Below are 18,595 nucleotides of genomic sequence, written 5' to 3'. Positions count from 1 at the left end.
ATCAAAAGTTCTTTAAATAGTAAAACATCACCTACTCAATAGTGCAATTTTCTAAGTATTTCCACTAGATTAGTGACCACAGATTATCTACGCCCAGTATTCTGCGAGAAGTAAAACCTTCTCCATACTTTACTCCTATATAATGTCCATATTCTTTCGACCTAGCTTCCAAAAACTCCAAGAACTCAGGAGAAGAAATATAACTGTTAGGTTCTTGACTGTCGGGGTCATGAAATTGACTACGAAACGCTCGGATTGCCTCTTCTTTCTTTTTCCAGTAGGGCGTTATGTCTACTACAAAATCGGGCTTAATGTATCTATCTTGGGTAAAGTGGTAAATAAACTTAGGTCGCCAGGCCGCTTGAGCGTTTCCAGACTCATCAAATGTAGCTATTTGGCGCAAACCAGATAAGAAACAGGCGTCATATATGAGATTTGCCCCCTTCCCATGATCGGGGTGCCGGTCTTCTTGGGCGTTGGCTAAGACTATCTCTGGTTGGTACTTCCTTATATAAGGTACAAGGGCTAGTTGGTTTTCTTTATCATTCTGAAAAAAACCATCCGCCAATCCCACATTTTCTCTGACTTCGGCACCAAGTATTTCTGCCGCTGCTTCAGCTTCAGCCCTACGGATTTCGGGGGTTCCGCGGGTTCCTAACTCTCCACGGGTCAGGTCTATGATTCCAACGCGCCGTCCTTGGGCTATGGAAGCCAAAATAGTTCCAGCGCATCCCAACTCTATATCGTCAGGATGCGCCGAAATTGCTAGTATATCAAGTTTCATTATTATTTATTTTACGCGAAGCTTTTGGCCAATTTGTAATCGTGCGCTTAACCGAATACGGTTCTTTTGTGCCAACTCAGAAGCCGACATACCATATTTATTGGCAATAGAGTCAAGGGTTTCTCCCCTGCGTACCCGATGCAGAACGGTACGTTTTACGGCCGCTTTACTTATATCAAACTCACTATCAAACGCTTTGCCACCTCTAAGGTGATCCCAAACACGGGGTGATAACACAAACCGTTCGCTCCGAATAGTTTGTCCAGGAAAATCCCAAACCCAGGCAGGACTAAACGGATTGCCCTCGTATCGGTTTTCATAGTGAAGGTGGTCGCCGTAGCTTCGACCTGTATTTCCTCCCAATCCAACCATATCACCTGCTTTTACGAGCTGTCCTACTTCAACGGTTGTTTTTGATAAGTGACCATATAAGGTTTCGAGACCATTGTAATGACGAACCAGCACGAATCTTCCGTAACCGCCGCCATTGTAAGCAACTACCCGAACAATACCGTCGTAAGTGCTGTATACTGGATCGCCGGTATTTAAGTCCAAATCCATTCCTTCGTGCCACCTTCCCCAACGAGGACCAAATTGCGAAGTTACTTTTGCTTCACTCGTTGGCAGATTCCAAAAGCGTCCCTTTCCAGGGTCATACAATCGAAGGGTTAAATTATCCTCAAATTCCAAGGGATTGAGGTTGTAGGGGTCGATGGTTTTTGAATCCCAAATGGTGTAGTAATCAGCTACTTGAACCCAATCATCTCCTACTTGTACAGAATCGACAATTTCGGCTACCGTGGTTTCTCCTTCGTCAATGGTTCCTGTGGTATCGTCAGCTACAGTTGGATTAATTTCTTTTACTGGCTCAAACTGGTTGGAGAACCGCATTTTGGGGGTTGTGGATTCAAACTCCTCAAATTCGTCCTTTTGCGGCTTGATTACAGGGGTACTGACTTTGGGTTCCTCTGTTTTGTTGGGCTTAATTTTTGGATTTTTTTTAAATAAACCTTTCTCTTGTGCTTGCAGGCTCGAAAAGCAACCAATGGAAAGGAGTACAAACAAGTAAACAAACTTGGCTTTCATCAGCGATTGGTTTAGCCGGCTTTTGAGTAGGGGGAACGCATCCATGCCTACTCAAAAGACGAAAGTTAAACATTAGTGTAAGCCTTTCTCCGCCAAATAACGTTCTGCATCCAACGCGGCCATACAACCGGTCCCCGCAGCCGTTATGGCTTGACGATAAATGTTGTCCTGTGCATCGCCGCAGGCAAACACACCTTCTACATTCGTCTTAGAACTTCCTTTGATGGTTTGGATATATCCGGCGCCATCCATATCAATGTATTCTTTGAAAATATCAGTGTTGGGTTGGTGCCCGATGGCTACAAAAAAGCCAGTAACATCCAGAACAGTCGATTCACCAGTATTAAGGTTGCGAATTTTTGCACCCGTTACTTCCCCGTTACCAAGAATTTCTTCGGTTTCGGTATTCCACAATATTTCAATGTTGGGCAATGATTTGACACGATCTTGCATAATCTGCGAAGCCCGCAACTCATTACGACGAACAATCATGTAGACTTTCTTGCAAAGTTTTGACAAATAGCTGGCTTCCTCACATGCTGTATCTCCGCCTCCTACAATCGCTACCTCCTGATTACGAAAGAAAAATCCATCACAAACCGCACAAGCCGACACTCCATGCCCATTCAGACGTTGTTCTGATTCCAAGCCGAGCCACTTTGCAGATGCCCCAGTAGCGATAATAACGGTAGGCGATTCGATAAGATGGTCATTATCAATCCAAACTTTATGAAGGGTTGAATCAGAAAAATCTACTTTTGTCGCTAATCCGTATCGGATATCGCTACCAAAACGGCGCGCCTGCGCCTCAAAATCCATCATCATTTGTGGCCCCTGTACTCCTTCTGGATAACCAGGGTAATTATCAACCTCGGTAGTGATGGTCAACTGACCGCCTGGCTGTCCGCCTGTATATAAGACCGGCTTTAAACCGGCACGAGATGCATAAATTGCTGCTGTATACCCCGCAGGGCCTGAACCAACTATTAAACAAGAAACTTTTTCTGAAGACATTACGAAATTACGATTAAGATTCAACGATTTCTCGACGGTTTTTATATTAAATTCTACAACCCATTTCTAAAAATCGTTCATCTATTCAATGCAATTATTTGCAAAAGAGTTGCAAAATTAAGTAAAAAAGTACCAGATAACAAAACGAAGCGAGACCGCTTTTCAAAACTCACCAAATGCGCCATTCTATCCGGCGATTAAGCTGTCGATTCTCTTCGGAAGTATTCGGAGCCATCGGTTTGGCCTCTCCAAACCCAATCGCGCGAATGCGCTCACGGGAAATACCCGCAGTAATCAGGTAGTCTGCCACGCTTTGCGCCCGTTTTTGGGAAAGGATTTGATTTTGTTTTGGATCCCCTACGTCGTCGGTATGGCCTGCGATTTCGATACGCAAGGTAGACTGGAGCTTCAGCTCTTCAATCAGCTTGTTGAGTTCGGTACGCGATTTATCTTGAAGGTCAGCCTTGCCTGTTTCAAAATAGATATTACTCAACACGCCAAACGTGTTAAGGTTCATCGGTTCCAATTTAATGTCAAGTTGCAGCCCCTCGGCCTTGTTTTTTTGCGTGTAATCAAAAGATAAACTTTTATAAAAATAGCCCGCCGCATTTACGTACAATCCCCATTCGCTTCCATTGGGCAGGGTAGTGAGATACTGTCCATTGTCGGTATCCGTCGAAAAGCGTTGAACGACCTTTCCCGTTTTTAAATCAATTAATTCAAGATTTGCCTTCACTGATTTTCCCGAGCGGGAGTCTGTTACAAGTCCTTTTAGATAATTGGCCGCGTTGAATTTTTGTTGCAGTTCGGTCGGCAATCTAAACCGATATAACCTCGATACCCGCTGATTTCCAACCCGCTTGGTATCCAACGAATAATAGCCGTATTGACTGTCGGACGTAATGACCAAAGCCACCTGATTATCTGACGTATTTATAGGATAGCCTAAGTTCTCGGGTTTTTGCCAGCCCGTAGCCGTGCTGTCGGAGAAAAACAAGTCATATCCGCCAAAGCCTTGATGGCCTTCGGAAGCAAAAAATAGGGTATGGCCATTGGCATGTAAGTAGGGTGAGGCTTCATCGTCGAGGGTGTTGACTGGCTCTCCAACATTTTTGGCGGCACTCCATTCGCCATTTTTTTGAAGAGAAGTGTACCAAACATCTCGTCCACCGATACCCCCTTTGCGGTCGGATATAAAGTACAAGGTACGGCCATCGGGCGACAGCGTTGGTTGTGACTCCCAAAAGGGGGTATTTACGTTGATTCCGAGGTTTTTGGGTGCTTCCCAATCTTTGCCGTTTTTACGGCTGATGTATAAATCACAACTTCCGTAGCCATCCCGCCGGTTACAAGCCGTAAAAACCAAGGTACGGCCATCGGCCGAAAGCGTTCCTGTTCCTTCATTTTCAGCCGTGTTTATTTTATCCGAAATCGACACAGGCGCAGTCCAACGGCCATCTTTAAAATGGGTAATGTACAAATCTTCATCGTTTTCGGGCCTTAAGGCGGTAAACAATAGCGTTTCACCGTCGGCAGTCAAAGCAGGAAAATACTGAAGAATGAATTGATTGACCGTATCCGATAGTTCTTCGGGACTAATTACCAAGGGGTTTTCGATGGCTTTTTCGCCAAATGCACAGGTCTGTAACTGCCGTTGTGCACGCTTTTGGGCTACACTATTCGGTCGTAATAAAGGAATATAGCGGGTTAAATCGTTTTTGGCCTGGGCATATTCACCCGCTCGTAAGTGATATTCGATGAGCTTTTGATAGGCAGCCGCCGACTGCGGCGCATCGGGCCGCAGCGTAACTACCTTTCGGTAAGATTGCAACGCCAAATCGGGTTGTGTGTAAATTTCATACAACTGGGCTTTGCGAAAATGGGCCTCGGCAAAAGTGGAATCATACTTCAGGGTTTCGTCGGTCCAACGATTGGCTTGCTCGTAATTTTTCTCGTTAAAAAACTTTGTACTCCGCTCAAATGCTTCAATCGCTTTTTTATTGCCAGAAGGGTTGGGCAGAAAGGATTGGGGAGATTGGGCAAAAAGCGACGAAGAAATAAGGAGACTAAAAAAGAATATACCCCTATTTCGCACGGCAGAAGATTGCATTAATCTCGTCCAAAACAATCGTTCATTATGGCTCTTTTTCATTCTTATGTTATTCAATTACTCGCCAAGAAACCCTACGATTTAGACGACGAGCTTCCTCTGATTTATTATGAATCAAGGGTTTACGATAACCAAACCCTTCTGCGCGTAAACGTTTTGAATCCACTCCATTCACTATCAAATAATGAACCACTTTTTTCGCCCTATCCAAAGAAAGCTGTTCATTATACTTGCTATCACCCAAATCGTCGGTATGCCCCTCTATAATCAACTTAACAGACTTATTTTTTTCCAGAAAATACACAAGTCGGTCCAGTGCTCCACTTGATACCGCCTCTAATTCAGCGCTTCCTGGCACAAACAGTACATTTTTTAATACCTCACTTTTATCAGGATGGAGACGCACTAATGCTATTTCCATTTCCTTGTTTTCAGTGATTGTAGCCGAATCTACCCTAAGTATTTTGGGGTAATAACCACTACTTTCGACTAAAACAAACGCATCTGCCCGATTAGGAAAAATAACCACACACTCACCTGTAGAGTCATTGGTTGCGTAGACCGACAGCGGAAATGATGATATGCTTTGATTATGGATAGTTAACGTAGCCTTGAGAGGTTTACGTATTTCGGCATCCAATACTTTTCCTTTCAGAACAAACGTTCTTGGACACAAAGCCGCCAGGGTATCTGGCAATTGCAAGTAACAAATCTTAGAGCTTGCCGTTATGCCGTCCTCTTTATCAGCCAACTTGTATTTGTATGAGTAAAACGCCTGTTTGCAATCGGGTGCTATGTAAAAACCCTGTTGGTCTGCAAAGTCATTCAGTGGATACCCCAAATTAACGGGAACAGACCAATGAATATCGGTCAATTTGGAAAGATATACATCAAAACCGCCCATACCTTCTCGACCATCTGACGCAAAAAAGAGGGATTCATTGTTGGAGTGAATAAAAGGTGAAATTTCATCAAACGCTGTATTAACGGTTTTCCCAAGATTTAGAGGGCTCGTCCACTCACCCGAAGTGTCCAATTGTGAAACCCAGATATCTTTCCCACCAACTCCCAAGGGGCGGTCTGACGAAAAATACAATGTACGTCCATCTGCCGAAAGGCCCGGCTGCGACTCCCAATTTTGGGAATTAATAATCGGCCCAAGGTTGTGGGGTAATTGCCACGTTTGGCCTATTCTTTTAGAAATGTATAAATCACAACTGCCAAGGCCGTCTGGGCGATGACATGCCGTAAAGACTAGGGTATTTCCATCGGCAGAAATACTACAAGTCCCTTCGTTTTTATCAGTATTGATTATCGGAGAAAGGCTACGAGGAACTGACCATCCAGTTTCTTCTTTTTGAGAGACAAACAAATCTTCATCTCCCAGAAAACGGGTAAAAATCAGCGTCTTTAAATCGGCCGTCAAAACGGGATAACTCTGAAAATCGTTACTATTAATCGGCGAAGGTAGGGAGGAATAGATGGTAGAATCAGCATTGACAGCCAATATCTTTTGGGCGTAAAGACATTGACTCAGATAGCGCTGTATGTTTTTTTGGTGGGGAAGGTACGTGCCGGGGAATTTTAAATACCCCTGAAAAAAACGAACGGCTTTTGAATAAACTCCTAGGGCTAAATAATGCTTCCCAAGAATTTCATATAGGTTTTTGAAAACTATTTCGGTAGAATCCAATGCTACCGCTTTCTCATAGAAATTAATTGCCTTGCCTTTTTGCGTCAAGTCCCGTTCTAACAATTGCCCGATGCGCATATAAGCGGGCGCAAACGTGCTATCTAAAATAAGAATCTGACGAAATTCTTTTAATGCTTGTTCTGGATTAAACTGCAACGTCCGATTGGCGGCCTCAAATTCTTTCTGAACCTGTTTTTGAACACGCTTTTGGGCAATTGATGTAAAAGCAATCAGAAAAAGTAAAAAGAAGTAACGAAACGGCAGGGTTCTACTCCTAAAATACGGGCGAAACGCTATGGAATGTCCATGTATTTGTGAGTCTGTAACGAAACGCGCCATTGCGGATGCTGTTTTACATACTCAACGATGAGAGGCGTCATTTCTTGCACCCGGCTCCATTCGGGTTGAAGCAATAAGACACATTCTTTGTTGACCAAGGCAGCATGTTGTTCGGCAAATTCAAAATCTGTTTTGTTATACACAATGACTTTCAGTTCATGGGCCTGTGCATACACGCTCGGATGAGGTGCTTTAAATTTTTTGGGAGAAAAACAGACCCAATCCCAACGCCCCGACATAGGATGAGCGCCGGAGGTTTCGATGTTGGTATGAAAACCAGCCGCCTGCAACGCTTCGGTGAGTGGCTCCAAATTGTGCATTAATGGCTCACCACCCGTTACAACCGCCATGCGTGCCGGATGCTTCAGCGCTTCTTCTACCATATCTTTGATACTTACTTTGGGGTGCGCTTCTACATCCCATGATTCCTTTACATCGCACCACACACAACCCACGTCACAGCCACCAAGGCGAATAAAATAAGCCGCCTTGCCGTTGTGATAGCCTTCTCCCTGAAGGGTATAAAAGGCTTCCATTAAAGGGAGTACTTCGTTCATAGCTTAAAACTAAAATGTGGCCGGCGCAAAACACCGGCCACAGAATCTTTATTTGTTTTTCGTTAGTGTAACTTACAGCTAACGAGTATTATTTCAAATCCTGAATATCTAACATTCCGACGGCCTTGCCGCCCTCAGTTACCAAAATAGTATCAACGCTCGTCTTTTTGAACAAGGCTGAGGCCGCATCCAACAAAGCATCCGCTTCGATAGAAACGGGCATTTTGTATTCAAAATCGCCGATTTTTTTGCCCAATACATCGCGGCCTTCCGAAGAAAGATAACGACGAAGGTCACCGTCGGTAAATACGCCTTTTACACTTCCGTCGGCATTCACTACCGTTACACAACCAAAACCATATTCAGTCATTTTAACGATGGCATCGGCCAAGGTTGTATCGGTTGAAACCGTCGGATTAACGCCGTTGGTGGCTTCGCCTACAGTAACAGTGATAAGGCGTGTATGCTCCACAAACTGCTGCGTACCTAAAGCCGTAAAGCTGTTTTCGGTCAAGACCTTCATGATTTTCCAAGGTACCGTAATGGTGTGGCAACCCAAATCGAGCGCGTTGCGTACGTGCTCGGCATTGCGCACCGAAGAGAACATTACCTTGGCGTCTGAACCGTAAAAATTAACCATTTCTACACATTCGCCAATCAATTTGATGGCATCGTAGCCTTGGTCCTGCATCCGACCTGCCAACACGCAAATATAGCTTGCACCCGCCGCCATGGCCATATACGCCTGTTGGATGGTGTAAACAAGGTGTACGTTGACCATCATGCCACGGTCGCGCAACAACTTACAAGCCCGAACACCTTCCAGCGAAACGGGAATCTTAAAAACGGTTTTGGCAGGGTCAAGACCCAGTGCCAATTGACGTTCTGCATCTTTCAGAATATCTTCGGCGGTATCGCCAAGGGCTTCAATTTGTAAAACAGGAACAATCTTAGAGAGTTTCACAATCATGGCATCAAGGTCAGTGACTCCTTCGCGGTGCATGAATGTGGGTGTAGTGGTGAGACCCGCTAAAAAACCTAATTGAAACGCGTTTTCGATTTCTTTAAGGTCGGCTGAATCAAGGTATAATTCCATTTTTTTGGGAAGAATTGTTAATCGTTGTATGTTAAGTGCTTGCTGCAATTCGTAAAGTGTAGGTTACGATTACTTCTAAACAAGCAACTATTTTTAGGATGGTTTTTCTAAACAGGCAGCAAAGGTACGGCAAATATTTCGGTTTTGATATAACGCATTGAAGTTGAAAAGACAAGCCTTTTGACTGGCACTTTCTTTCCGTACAATTCTGAGTACCATCCCTGCGTCTCTTGAGCCATCAATTCTTGGTTATTTTGGTCAACGGCTTTGAGCGAAAATCCTTCAAAAAAATCCTCAGAAGGATGCCAAATTTGGTGCATTGGTGCACTTTCGGGGGCATTTTCGAGCCAATCTTCCACCAGCCAGCGGTATTCTCCTGTGTATTTTGTCAGTCGACGGCGGTGAATGATGTTTTTTCCCACATGACCAAAAGCCTGAATATACCCCTCAAAGATTTGGCATGAAGGGTCGCCTGCTTGATTCTGCCATGCGCCACTTGCCTTCTTTACCCAATGATACCACACAAAACGCGGCCCTTTCAGCATTTGGCCGTATTCGCCAAGCATCACCGTGTTGTGCGAAGCAGTACCTGCAAAATATTTAGTCCACTTTTCATCCGTATTGTAAAGATAAGAACCCGCATCGCGCAGCAGATTTTGACCGTTTACCCAAAGGTCTAAATGTAAATTATCGGCCTGAAACGGGCGGTCTTTGTAAGCTCCGCAACGAATAAAGGTCAGCGAATCGCCATCATGCAGGGTGTAGTAACCTCCAGCATTAAATTGACGATTGTCGATTGACGACTGTCGATTATGTCCGTTAGAAAATCCCTGTTTTGTATTAAAATCAGCAGTCAACCCGTACCAAAAGCTATCTTCAAAACTACCTTCTTCTATTTTCAGAACCGAAGCCAAGGCATTCAATTGGGGGCGATAATCGCGAAAATGAGCCGTATTAAGCGGAAAAAATAAAGCGCCGTCGTTGTTGCCGTAATTGGGTAACCACCCTGATTTTTCATCCTGACAGGCCCGCAAAAAGTCCAATGATTTTTGAGCACGTTCGTACACCACGTTATCAAAGCGTTCTCCGTTGAGTTCGGCTAGACGAATTCCCCACGTGAGCAGTTGAATCACCACCCGATGATAATTCATCGAAAACTGTAAGAAAGTCCCATCTTTATAAATCTGATAGGCTATTTCTTCTTCAAACCATTGTTTACCAAGGGTTTTCCAGCGTTTTGATTCAGTGAAGAAAGGATACAAAAGCCCGACTAAATACAACGTGAGGGTTTCGGTAATGGCGTGGTTGTTGCGAACGGCAATCCGCGAAAAATCAATATTTGCCTCAACATGGCGCATTTGCCAATAGATGACGTGCATCATTCGCTGAAACCGCTCTTCGGTCAGGGCAGAAGAATTTTTGTAATAATGTAAAGCAAATGTCCAATTCAACACCCGCAACGAGATTTCCTGACTGCACTGCCAATTGGGACCGCAATTGATTGGGTTGGTCGTTATCCAACTGTCTATTTCGCCAAAAACCATTTCCGATAAATCTTCCTTAGCAGAGAAATCGTACCGAATCAGGGGATATAAAAAGGCAAAACGGGATTTTTCCCAAACGTATTTTATATCGCCCGCCGTGGGTGAAAAGTCAGGAATTTGGGTCCAATGTTTGGTGGCATCGTAGCGATAACCGTTGGTTGGGTTGGCCAGCCAATCAGTGACCGAATAGTAGGTTGCGCTAAAAAAAAGGATGTTTCCCTTCTGATATTCCGCTATTTGTTGCTTTAAAGCGTCTGATGGCTTGGAACCGTCAGACACGCTCGCAAGAAGTTCTTCCCGACTTTCGAAGAAAAACCTTCCTTGAAGTTCTTTCCATTGAGGGAGATTAGTAAACTCTTTTAAGGGAAGATTAACAGGAAATTGGGCTTTCAACAGACCCGTCCTACGGCGCAATTCGTAGCGTAAACGAAACCACACATAGCGCGGCCCCATGTTGACCAGTAAGTTGAAAAAAAACAACATACGTTAAAAAGAGAAAAAGCCGTGACCTTACATCACGGCTTCGTACAAAGTGTTGCGGTAAGACTACTTAGTTTCTTCGGCAGGCTGTTCGCTGCTTTCTTCGGTCGGTTGTTCTTCCGATGATTTTTCAAATACTTCTGGGGCGTAAGCCGTCAAGATATTATACCAATTGATAATTTTACGAATATCAGAAAGGTATACTTTTTCAGTATCATATCCAGGCAAAACTTCCGACATAAAATCCACCAATTGATAATCCGACAATCCTTTTGCGTCGAGCTTGGTATCTTGGTATTTTTCATGAATGCTCGCAAAGACATCACCCAGTGGAGTAGCTTTTTCCTCATCCTGCATGAAGATGGAGATATCTTTCAAGACTGACACCCGCGCCGAAGCACCAATCATTGATTTTTCGCGCTTGTCGTCCAAACTTTCAACAATTACACCCCCACGACCGGGTTTCAAAATACGGTACAACCCACTTTTACCCGAAAAATTGGCAATTTCTTTCAACAATTCCATATCCAATGGTTATAATAAAACGTTTCAATCCATTTATTGAGCGGCAAAAATAAAGGAATTTCGCGAATCCCTCACATTTTCCCAAAAGCCACATTTCATTAACGTTCAAAACAAGGAGAAATAGGCTATTTTTGTCAATAAAATTTCAAAAACGTATTTTGCCCCAAGCGTTATTCCCCAAACCCACTGTTTCATGCGTTTATTCTTAATTGTTTTCGGTCTTTTTATTGCTACTAAAAGCTTTTCCCAATCCGATACAACAATTACATTGCAAGCCATAACGGGGCTTCAATATGACTTGGTCCGGATTGCCGTGAAACCTTTACAGAAAGTAACAATCATTCTTAAAAATGAGGATGATATGGCTCATAATCTGGTGTTTACAAAACCAGACAAACGCTTATCGGTGGTTGAAGCAGCCATTAAAATGGGCGATAAAGGACAAGCGGCTAACTACGTACCCGAGTCAGAAGATGTATTGGCGGCGAGCAAAATATTGATTCCCAACACCACCCAAACATTTACGTTTACGGCCCCCAGCACCGAAGGAGCATATCCGTACGTGTGTACTTACCCAGGGCACGGCTATGTCATGTACGGCGCACTCTACGTGACTACCAAGCCGCTACCTCCCTTGGCAACCGACCCCAACATTCCGCCTTCTCGCCAAAACACCGAGATTATCGTTAGTTCTCCGCATCCGTTTGCGCTAGAATACCCGCTTTTATACCGCACGTTTATGCCCGATTGTAGCCCAGCGGCCATTGCAGTGGCGCTGACATCTACGCATTCGTACTGTTTCGACGCGGGCAAATGTTATCTGCGTTATGCATGGGCGGGCGGGTTTGTGGATAACACCGCCCATTGGAAAGGCAACGGCAATGCGTTTGCCAAAATTCAGGGGAATATTTATTTCAAAGATAACGTCACCTATCCACTGCGCGTGGGCAAGGCCGACAAATTGCCCAACGTCAGTTTCAAGGGATACACCTTAGCAAATCGTTTGCCCACATTCAATTATGCGCTTGACGGCGTTGACGTGAAGGAAACATTGAGAAGTCTCGCCAATGAAGAAGGCCTGACCCGCGTCTTTACGTTTGTCAAACCGACCGCTCAAACGTTGTATTTTGTTACCAAGTCCGACGACGGAATCACGTACAAATCGTCAGTAGGAAAATGGCAAAATGGCACGCTGACGATTCCTAAAGGCACCTCAAAAGTGACGTTGACAATGAAACGTAACAAGCCCCAGTCACCACACGCCACCGCCCACAGCCATTGATTTTACTATATTTTTAAGAGACGTAATTCACTCATTTATATATGCTTATTTAGCATGAAAAAACATTCTTCATTCTCTCAGCTAGTATCGTTTTTCTTCGTTGCCTACTTGCTTTTTGGCTCATTCAACGATTCTTTTGCACAACGCGATACCATCACAAATTACTACGAAACCGAACAAATCAAACTCCCCAAAGGTCTGCGAGCTGAGACGGGCGGCATGGATTTTATGCCCGATGGGCGCTTGGTAGCGTGTTTTCACTTGGGCGAAGTAATGACCTACAACCCTAAAACAAAAACGTGGAAGAAGTTTGCGGAAGGGCTACATGACCCGTTGGGCGTGGTCGCCGTCAGCAATTCGGAGATTTTGGTTGTCCAACGCCCCGAAATGACCCGTCTCAAAGACACCAATGCCGACGGCGTAGCCGATCTGTACGAAACCATTACCGACGATTTTGGAATGTCGGGCAATTACCACGAATTTGCTTTTGGGCCGTTGAAAGACAAAGACGGCAACCTCTTTATGGCGCTCAATGTAGCTTCCAACGGCGCCGGCATTCGTCCCGAAATACGCGGGCAATACGACTCACTTAGTCGCGAAGGACGGATGTATTCCTGTGTGCCGTATCGCGGTTGGGTTATGAAATACAATGTCAAAACCAAAAAACTGGAGCCTTTTGCCTCGGGGTTCCGTTCACCCAACGGCTTGGGCTTTGACGCTAAAGGCCGATTATTTGTTTCTGATAATCAGGGAGATTGGCGAGGAACCAGCCCGCTGTATCACGTCGAAAAAGGAAAATTCTATGGTCACGTTGCCAGTTTGATTTGGCAAGAAGGTTTTCCGAGGGTAAAGCCTTTGTCGTTGCCAGTGGCGCAACTCGACAGCATGAGAACCCGCGAATCCATTGCATTTCCCCACACCGAAATTGCCCACTCTCCTACCCAACCGCTGCTAGATAATACAGGAGGAAAATTCGGGCCTTTTGCGGGACAATTATTCATCGGAGAAATGGATTATCCGCGATTGGTACGGCTGTTGATGGAAGAGGTAAATGGCCAATTGCAAGGGGCCTGCGTTGCTTTCGGCGACGGAACGGGGCTACTGAAAGGCAATAATCGACTGGTTTTTGATAAAAACGGCGACTTATGGGTGGGGCACAACGACCACGGCTGGGTGGGCGACGAAGGGCTTTCTCGGATTCACTGGAAAGGCAAAGTACCGCTTGATATTATGGCAATGAATTTAACAGCGGAGGGCTTCGAACTTACCTTTTCCTTACCCATAGACCCTAAAACCGCCTCTAATCCAGAACTTTACAAATTTCAACGGTATTACTACAAATACCATCAACCCTACGGTTCACCCAAAACCGACGTAGCCGACGTGGCCATTAAAGAAGTGAAAGTCTCCCTCGACGGCCGTAAGGTGACGTTCAAACTAGCGGAATTGAAAGCGGGTTATGTTTATGACCTAAAGATGGGAGAACTACAAACTCCCGACGGTAAGTTGTTGATGAACAGGGCGGTATTTTATACCTTGAATCAGTTGCGCAATAAATAATGGGCGAAAGATTTTGTATTTTTGTCATGCTTTCTTTTCTCTTTATATAAACATTCAGATACTATGGGACTGCCACAAACCGAAAAAAAATACTACAGCGTTGAAGAGTATTTTGAATTGGATAATAAGGGTGAAATCCGACATGAATTTTATGAAGGAGAAGTGTTTGCCATGGCAGGCACCACAAAAAACCATAACCTGATTACTGATAATATTAGAGACTTTTTTAAAGCCGTTTTTCGCCCCAAAGGATGTGATGTATTTAGTGAAAGCGTTAAATTAGAGGTGATTAAAAACACTTATTATCCTTATCCAGATGTAGTCGTAAGTTGTGATGATCGTGACAAAGAAGATGAATACATAGTGGCTCACCCTTCGATTCTGGTGGAAGTTCTTTCCAGAAGTACGGCTGAATACGATAAAGATTTTAAACTAAAAAAGTATAAAAAAATCCCTTCATTGCAGTACTATCTTATTGTTTCTCAGTATGAATGCAGCGTTGAGTTATATAGTCGTACCCAACATCCAGATGTTTGGCTTTACCAAACCTATGAAGAGATGACTGAGATTATTTCTTTCGAACGCTTGCATTTTACGATGCCCGTATCTGCTATTTATGAGGCAGTTTCTTTCGTGCCTCCCATCGAACCGTTAAGGCGCTATTTGGGCGAATAAAATATTTTTACCGCTGATACACCCGCACATAATCAATCTCATACTTTGAGGGGAATTTTGTACTCGAAGGGTCGCCGCCATTATCGCCGCCGATGGCGAGGTTGAGCAGTAGATAGTGGGGTTGCTTGAAAGGATTTTTGCCTGAGCCATCCCGGTTAACGGTTTGGGAAAGTTCCACAAAATTGAGCAGTTCGTTGTCTACGTACAAACGAATGGCTTTTTCGTCCCAATCCATGCGCCACACGTGAAATTTTTTGCCCCAACGGCGGTCTTCAAAGGTTTCGATGGGTTTCTTGAGGTCTTGCCAAACGCCCTTAAAACGCGTTTCGCTACCCCAAGCGATGTTGGCTAACAACATTCCCCGGTAGAATTCCATAATATCAATTTCGCCGTTGCGCGGCCATTCACCTTCTACGCCCAGCGTCCAGAAGGCGGGCCAGAGTCCAGCGCGGGTGTCGATGCGAGCACGCATTTCGATGCGCCCGTATTTCCAACTGTGCAACCCCTGCGTTTTAAGGCTCGACGCGGTGTATTCGATTTCTTTTCGGCTTTTTTTCCAGTCCTGACTGTTGGGGTCATAGTTTGGATTCGGACGGTTTTCGCGGCGCGCTTCGATGATGAGTTTGCCTTTTTTGCAATAGGCATTTTCGGGCTGATACCACTGCAATTCGTGGTTACGTACAAACCCTTTTTCAAATGTCCAGTTGTTTTTATCAGGCGCACCGTCAACGTTAAATTCATCGGCCCAAACAAGGCCCCAACCAAAATATTCACGTTTTTTTTGGGCGTGTACAGATACCGAAACAATGAACCATAAGTAAAGAAGGATGCGAAATTGACGCGTCATTATAGTGTATTTTGCGGAGAAACGAACAGGTTTTATGTGCCAAAGCCTTCACCTGCCTCAAAACTACTTTGTTCGGTTTTCATTTCATCATTCGCTCTATTCTAAAAGCTTTGAATTGTTTCAGCTTTAATTTTCACAACCTGTTCCGACCTGCGCCGTAAAAACACTGTTTCCGCTTGCGCTAAAACCTGGGTTTAGGAGAATGGCATTGTTGGCTCGGTATTGAATTTGGGCGGGGGTTTCTATTTCATTAGAAGCCGTAATGGTCATTCCCGTAAAAGTCTGCACCGAATTGGCGTAAATTTTATCCATAATCAATACATTCGTCAGCGGCGATACAAAAGCGACGGTATTGGACGTAATGGGCGCGCAGGAAGCGATAGAATCTGTGCAGGTGGCCGAATAATTTATCGGCATGGATGGCGTGACGAGAAGCGCTTGACTTTTTTTACCATTCGACCACGAGAGTTTATTCGTTGGACAACCAATGGCCAGCAGCAAATACGTTTTCGTCGTACAAAGCGTGACGGGGCTTGTCAACGGTGGCGTATTGCCAATAACTACACCTCCTACCATGGTCGAATCAACTATTATATACTGATTACTAGTATCTTTAGTCACCTGAAGTGGTTGATTTTTTAGAAAATTGTTGAACGTACTGTCATTGGCTAAGTTCATTGAAATCGGAAATACATAGACTTGAGGTACAGGCCTAACCGTCAGCGTAACGGGCGTTCTAGGGCTGGGGCAAAGCCCTTCGCATCTGGACTGCACATAATAGGTCTGCACTCCGACCGTCGTCGTCAAGGCTAAATACTCCGCTCCAGAGCCTAAAAGCGCTCCACCAGTGGCAGAATCCCACCAAGTAACGGTCGGTGCCAGCACTGGGCTGTTGGTGGTAAGGGTGACTGAAAAATTTTTGACACACAAGGGGTCAATAAAACCATTGTCTTCGGCCAAAAGCGTCCATGCACCAGCGGGTTCTTCATTGATAAAAGCCGAAAATGATTGAGTGGGCGCAAATGTACCCGACACTGGAAGTGAGTTTAGAAGTATTGGGCTTGCACCCTCTTCAAAAACCGTCGTTACAATTCCCGAAGTAGTTGTTCCAGACGCATAAGTGTTTGCTGCAATCAAGGTAATGACCGTTCCCGATGGAGATTTAAGTTTAAAAGAAACCTCTTCGTTGAACGGCTTACCACCCCCATCCGCTGCATCACAGGTATTTTCATCGCCTTGGTCTTTTTTCTCCCACGTGATCGACACTTTCACCGAAGTGATTAATCCACCCAAGCCTGCGGCATTCACGCTTGGATCATCTCCATTTTTACTAAATCCATCATAACCTATGGTCGGGCCGTTGTACGTGAAAGTCGTCGGGCCTGCGTAGTTGCAGTCAGCCGCATTGGCCAACAATCCGTTTCCGATGGTTAAAGGCGTACAATAAGGTGCCTCTTTGTTGGTTACGCTCGGAGCCGCCGTAGTGAGCGTATTGTTTCTTACCTTGACCGTACCAGAATTGATAACGCATTGCTGTTTTGAAATTATCACTTGGTAGTCATTGGCGGCACTAACCACCAATGAATCAGCGGCATTCGTGGTCTCTTCCCCATTTATCAGCCATTGATAACTTAGGCCAGGGCCTGTATTGGCCGACAACGTAACTGATTCACCTTGGCAAAGATAAGTTGAGCCATTGGCCGTAATCGTTGCCGAAAATATCCCCTGTGTGGAGCAAGAAATCGCCTTCAACAAGTTGATTCTACCCGCTCCTAAAAGCCCAATTTGGGTAGGATTAGCGGCGTCGATGTTATCAGCCGTGTTGACCAAAATACTTTCAAGCTCCGCAGGAGTCAACGAAGGAGAGCACGACCATATATAACCTAATACGCTGGCTACCAATGGAGTAGCCATCGACGTACCATTAAAAGAGGCGTATCCATCAGTGGGAACCGTACTTAAAATACCGCGCCCTGGCGCCGAAATATCGACCCAAGAACCATACGTAGAAAACGAGCTTCTCTTATCGTCAGCATCAAGGCTGGCAACCGAAATTACATGCGTATACGCCGCTGGAAAACTTTCCACATCGTTGTTGTTATTTCCAGCCGCCGCCACAATCACAATTCCTTTTGAATGTACATAATCAATCACTTCCTGCTCGGCTTGCGAATACCCTGCCCCGCCCCATGAGAGGCTGATAATTTGGGCCCCATTGTCGGCCGCCCAAGTGATGCCTTCAAATCCATTATAAATTCCCTGCGGGCTTCCAGCATCGGGCGTTGCTTTTACGGGCAAAATCTTGATTCGATTGTTAGAGGCCGACGCTATTCCCACCGTATTATTGCTCACTGCGCTGAGGATTCCCGCCACGTGTGTACCATGACTGAAACTGGTATTGGGAGGATTCGGGTTATAGTCGTTATCTGACAAATCACGCCCTGGGAGCATATTCGCCTGTAAATCAACGTGGTTTGTTTGAATGGCATTGTCTACCACCGCCACCACTATGTTTGTATCGCCCGCATTTACCTCCCAAGCTTCAAATGCTTTGATTTTAGTTAAAGACCATTGTGACCCCACAAGCGAATCATTGGGCATGGCAATGATAGTGCGAAAAGGTACTTTCTCAACGTATTCAACCTCGGGATTTTGCTTGAGCAAATCAATCAGCGCATCTATTTTATCCGGTTTTTTTACGGTAAGGCGATATATTTTTTGAAGTTTTTCAGAACCTGTGGTGAAGAATGCACGGTTCATTTTTGTCAGGACAAAATCGGTAGAAAAATCTTTTAAAAATGGAAGCTCTCTCTCGAAATTGACGGTAGCCGTCAAAGTTCCGACGGGCTTATTAGTAACTTTTAGGTATATTTCTCCGTCAATAAAATCTTTGTTAATTTTCTGAGCAAATGAAAAATAAGAAAAAAGAAGGCTAAAAAAAAGCAATGGAACACGCCTAGTCATACCGCACTGATTTTTGGATGCTGTTAAAAAGTAATATTT

General features: G+C 44.7%; 14 protein-coding genes. 3 read left to right on the top strand and 11 right to left on the bottom strand.

Features of this window, described 5'->3' with window-relative positions:
- Positions 1-64: 64 nt before the first annotated feature.
- From bshB1 to DR864_RS24390, 9 genes are all read right to left on the bottom strand, one after another.
- A complete protein-coding gene (gene bshB1, locus DR864_RS24430) occupies positions 65-784 on the bottom strand; it encodes a bacillithiol biosynthesis deacetylase BshB1 (RefSeq protein ID WP_114069422.1) in 720 nt (239 codons plus the stop codon).
- A gap of 6 nt (positions 785-790) precedes the next feature.
- Positions 791-1,870, bottom strand: coding sequence for a M23 family metallopeptidase (locus tag DR864_RS24425; RefSeq protein ID WP_205319159.1), 1,080 nt, complete (start codon positions 1,868-1,870; stop codon positions 791-793).
- A 72-nt stretch (positions 1,871-1,942) separates the two neighbouring features.
- A complete protein-coding gene (gene trxB, locus DR864_RS24420) occupies positions 1,943-2,884 on the bottom strand; it encodes a thioredoxin-disulfide reductase (RefSeq protein ID WP_114069420.1) in 942 nt (313 codons plus the stop codon).
- A 169-nt stretch (positions 2,885-3,053) separates the two neighbouring features.
- Positions 3,054-5,036, bottom strand: a complete 1,983-nt coding sequence (locus tag DR864_RS24415) for an OmpA family protein (protein WP_229599464.1) — start codon at positions 5,034-5,036, stop codon at positions 3,054-3,056.
- 7 nt (positions 5,037-5,043) lie between these two features.
- Positions 5,044-7,026 carry an OmpA family protein gene (locus DR864_RS24410; RefSeq protein ID WP_114069419.1) on the bottom strand — a complete coding sequence of 661 codons (1,983 nt, stop codon included), beginning with the start codon at positions 7,024-7,026 and terminating at the stop codon, positions 5,044-5,046.
- Positions 6,981-7,583: a 7-carboxy-7-deazaguanine synthase QueE gene (locus tag DR864_RS24405; protein ID WP_114069418.1), complete on the bottom strand. Its 603-nt coding sequence runs from the start codon at positions 7,581-7,583 to the stop codon at positions 6,981-6,983. Before DR864_RS24405 ends, DR864_RS24410 begins: the two co-directional genes overlap by 46 nt.
- 88 nt (positions 7,584-7,671) lie before the next feature.
- On the bottom strand, positions 7,672-8,679 hold the full coding sequence (locus DR864_RS24400) for a transaldolase family protein (RefSeq protein ID WP_114069417.1): 1,008 nt from the start codon (positions 8,677-8,679) through the stop codon (positions 7,672-7,674).
- Between the two features lie 107 nt (positions 8,680-8,786).
- The gene (locus DR864_RS24395) at positions 8,787-10,706 is read right to left on the bottom strand and encodes an alginate lyase family protein (RefSeq protein ID WP_114069416.1); all 1,920 of its coding nucleotides are present in this window, start codon (positions 10,704-10,706) and stop codon (positions 8,787-8,789) included.
- Between the two features lie 63 nt (positions 10,707-10,769).
- Positions 10,770-11,228 (bottom strand): DUF5606 family protein, encoded by a 459-nt coding sequence (locus tag DR864_RS24390; protein ID WP_114069415.1) that lies wholly within the window; start codon positions 11,226-11,228, stop codon positions 10,770-10,772.
- A 193-nt stretch (positions 11,229-11,421) separates the two neighbouring features.
- On the opposite strand from DR864_RS24390, the gene DR864_RS24385 reads away from it, so the two are divergent.
- The 3 genes from DR864_RS24385 (at position 11,422) to DR864_RS24375 (ending at position 14,745) form a co-directional block, all read left to right on the top strand.
- On the top strand, positions 11,422-12,510 hold the full coding sequence (locus DR864_RS24385; RefSeq protein ID WP_114069414.1) for a plastocyanin/azurin family copper-binding protein: 1,089 nt from the start codon (positions 11,422-11,424) through the stop codon (positions 12,508-12,510).
- 54 nt (positions 12,511-12,564) lie between these two features.
- Entirely contained in the window at positions 12,565-14,070 is a 1,506-nt protein-coding gene (locus DR864_RS24380; RefSeq protein WP_114069413.1) for a DUF7133 domain-containing protein, read from the top strand.
- Positions 14,071-14,133: 63 nt separating this feature from the next.
- On the top strand, positions 14,134-14,745 hold the full coding sequence (locus DR864_RS24375) for a Uma2 family endonuclease (RefSeq protein ID WP_114069412.1): 612 nt from the start codon (positions 14,134-14,136) through the stop codon (positions 14,743-14,745).
- A 7-nt stretch (positions 14,746-14,752) separates the two neighbouring features.
- Here the strand turns inward: DR864_RS24375 and DR864_RS24370 are convergent, their stop codons facing one another.
- Positions 14,753-15,592 carry a glycoside hydrolase family 16 protein gene (locus DR864_RS24370; RefSeq protein WP_114069411.1) on the bottom strand — a complete coding sequence of 280 codons (840 nt, stop codon included), beginning with the start codon at positions 15,590-15,592 and terminating at the stop codon, positions 14,753-14,755.
- Between the two features lie 126 nt (positions 15,593-15,718).
- Complete coding sequence (locus tag DR864_RS24365; RefSeq protein ID WP_114069410.1) at positions 15,719-18,556, bottom strand: S8 family serine peptidase; 2,838 nt, start codon at positions 18,554-18,556, stop codon at positions 15,719-15,721.
- Positions 18,557-18,595: the final 39 nt, after the last annotated feature.

It is taken from the genome of Runella rosea (genome assembly GCF_003325355.1).
In the GTDB taxonomy this organism is placed as follows: Bacteria; Bacteroidota; Bacteroidia; order Cytophagales; family Spirosomataceae; genus Runella; species Runella rosea.
Note: the sequence above shows the minus strand (reverse complement) of the source record. Positions and strands in the feature narration are given on the sequence as shown.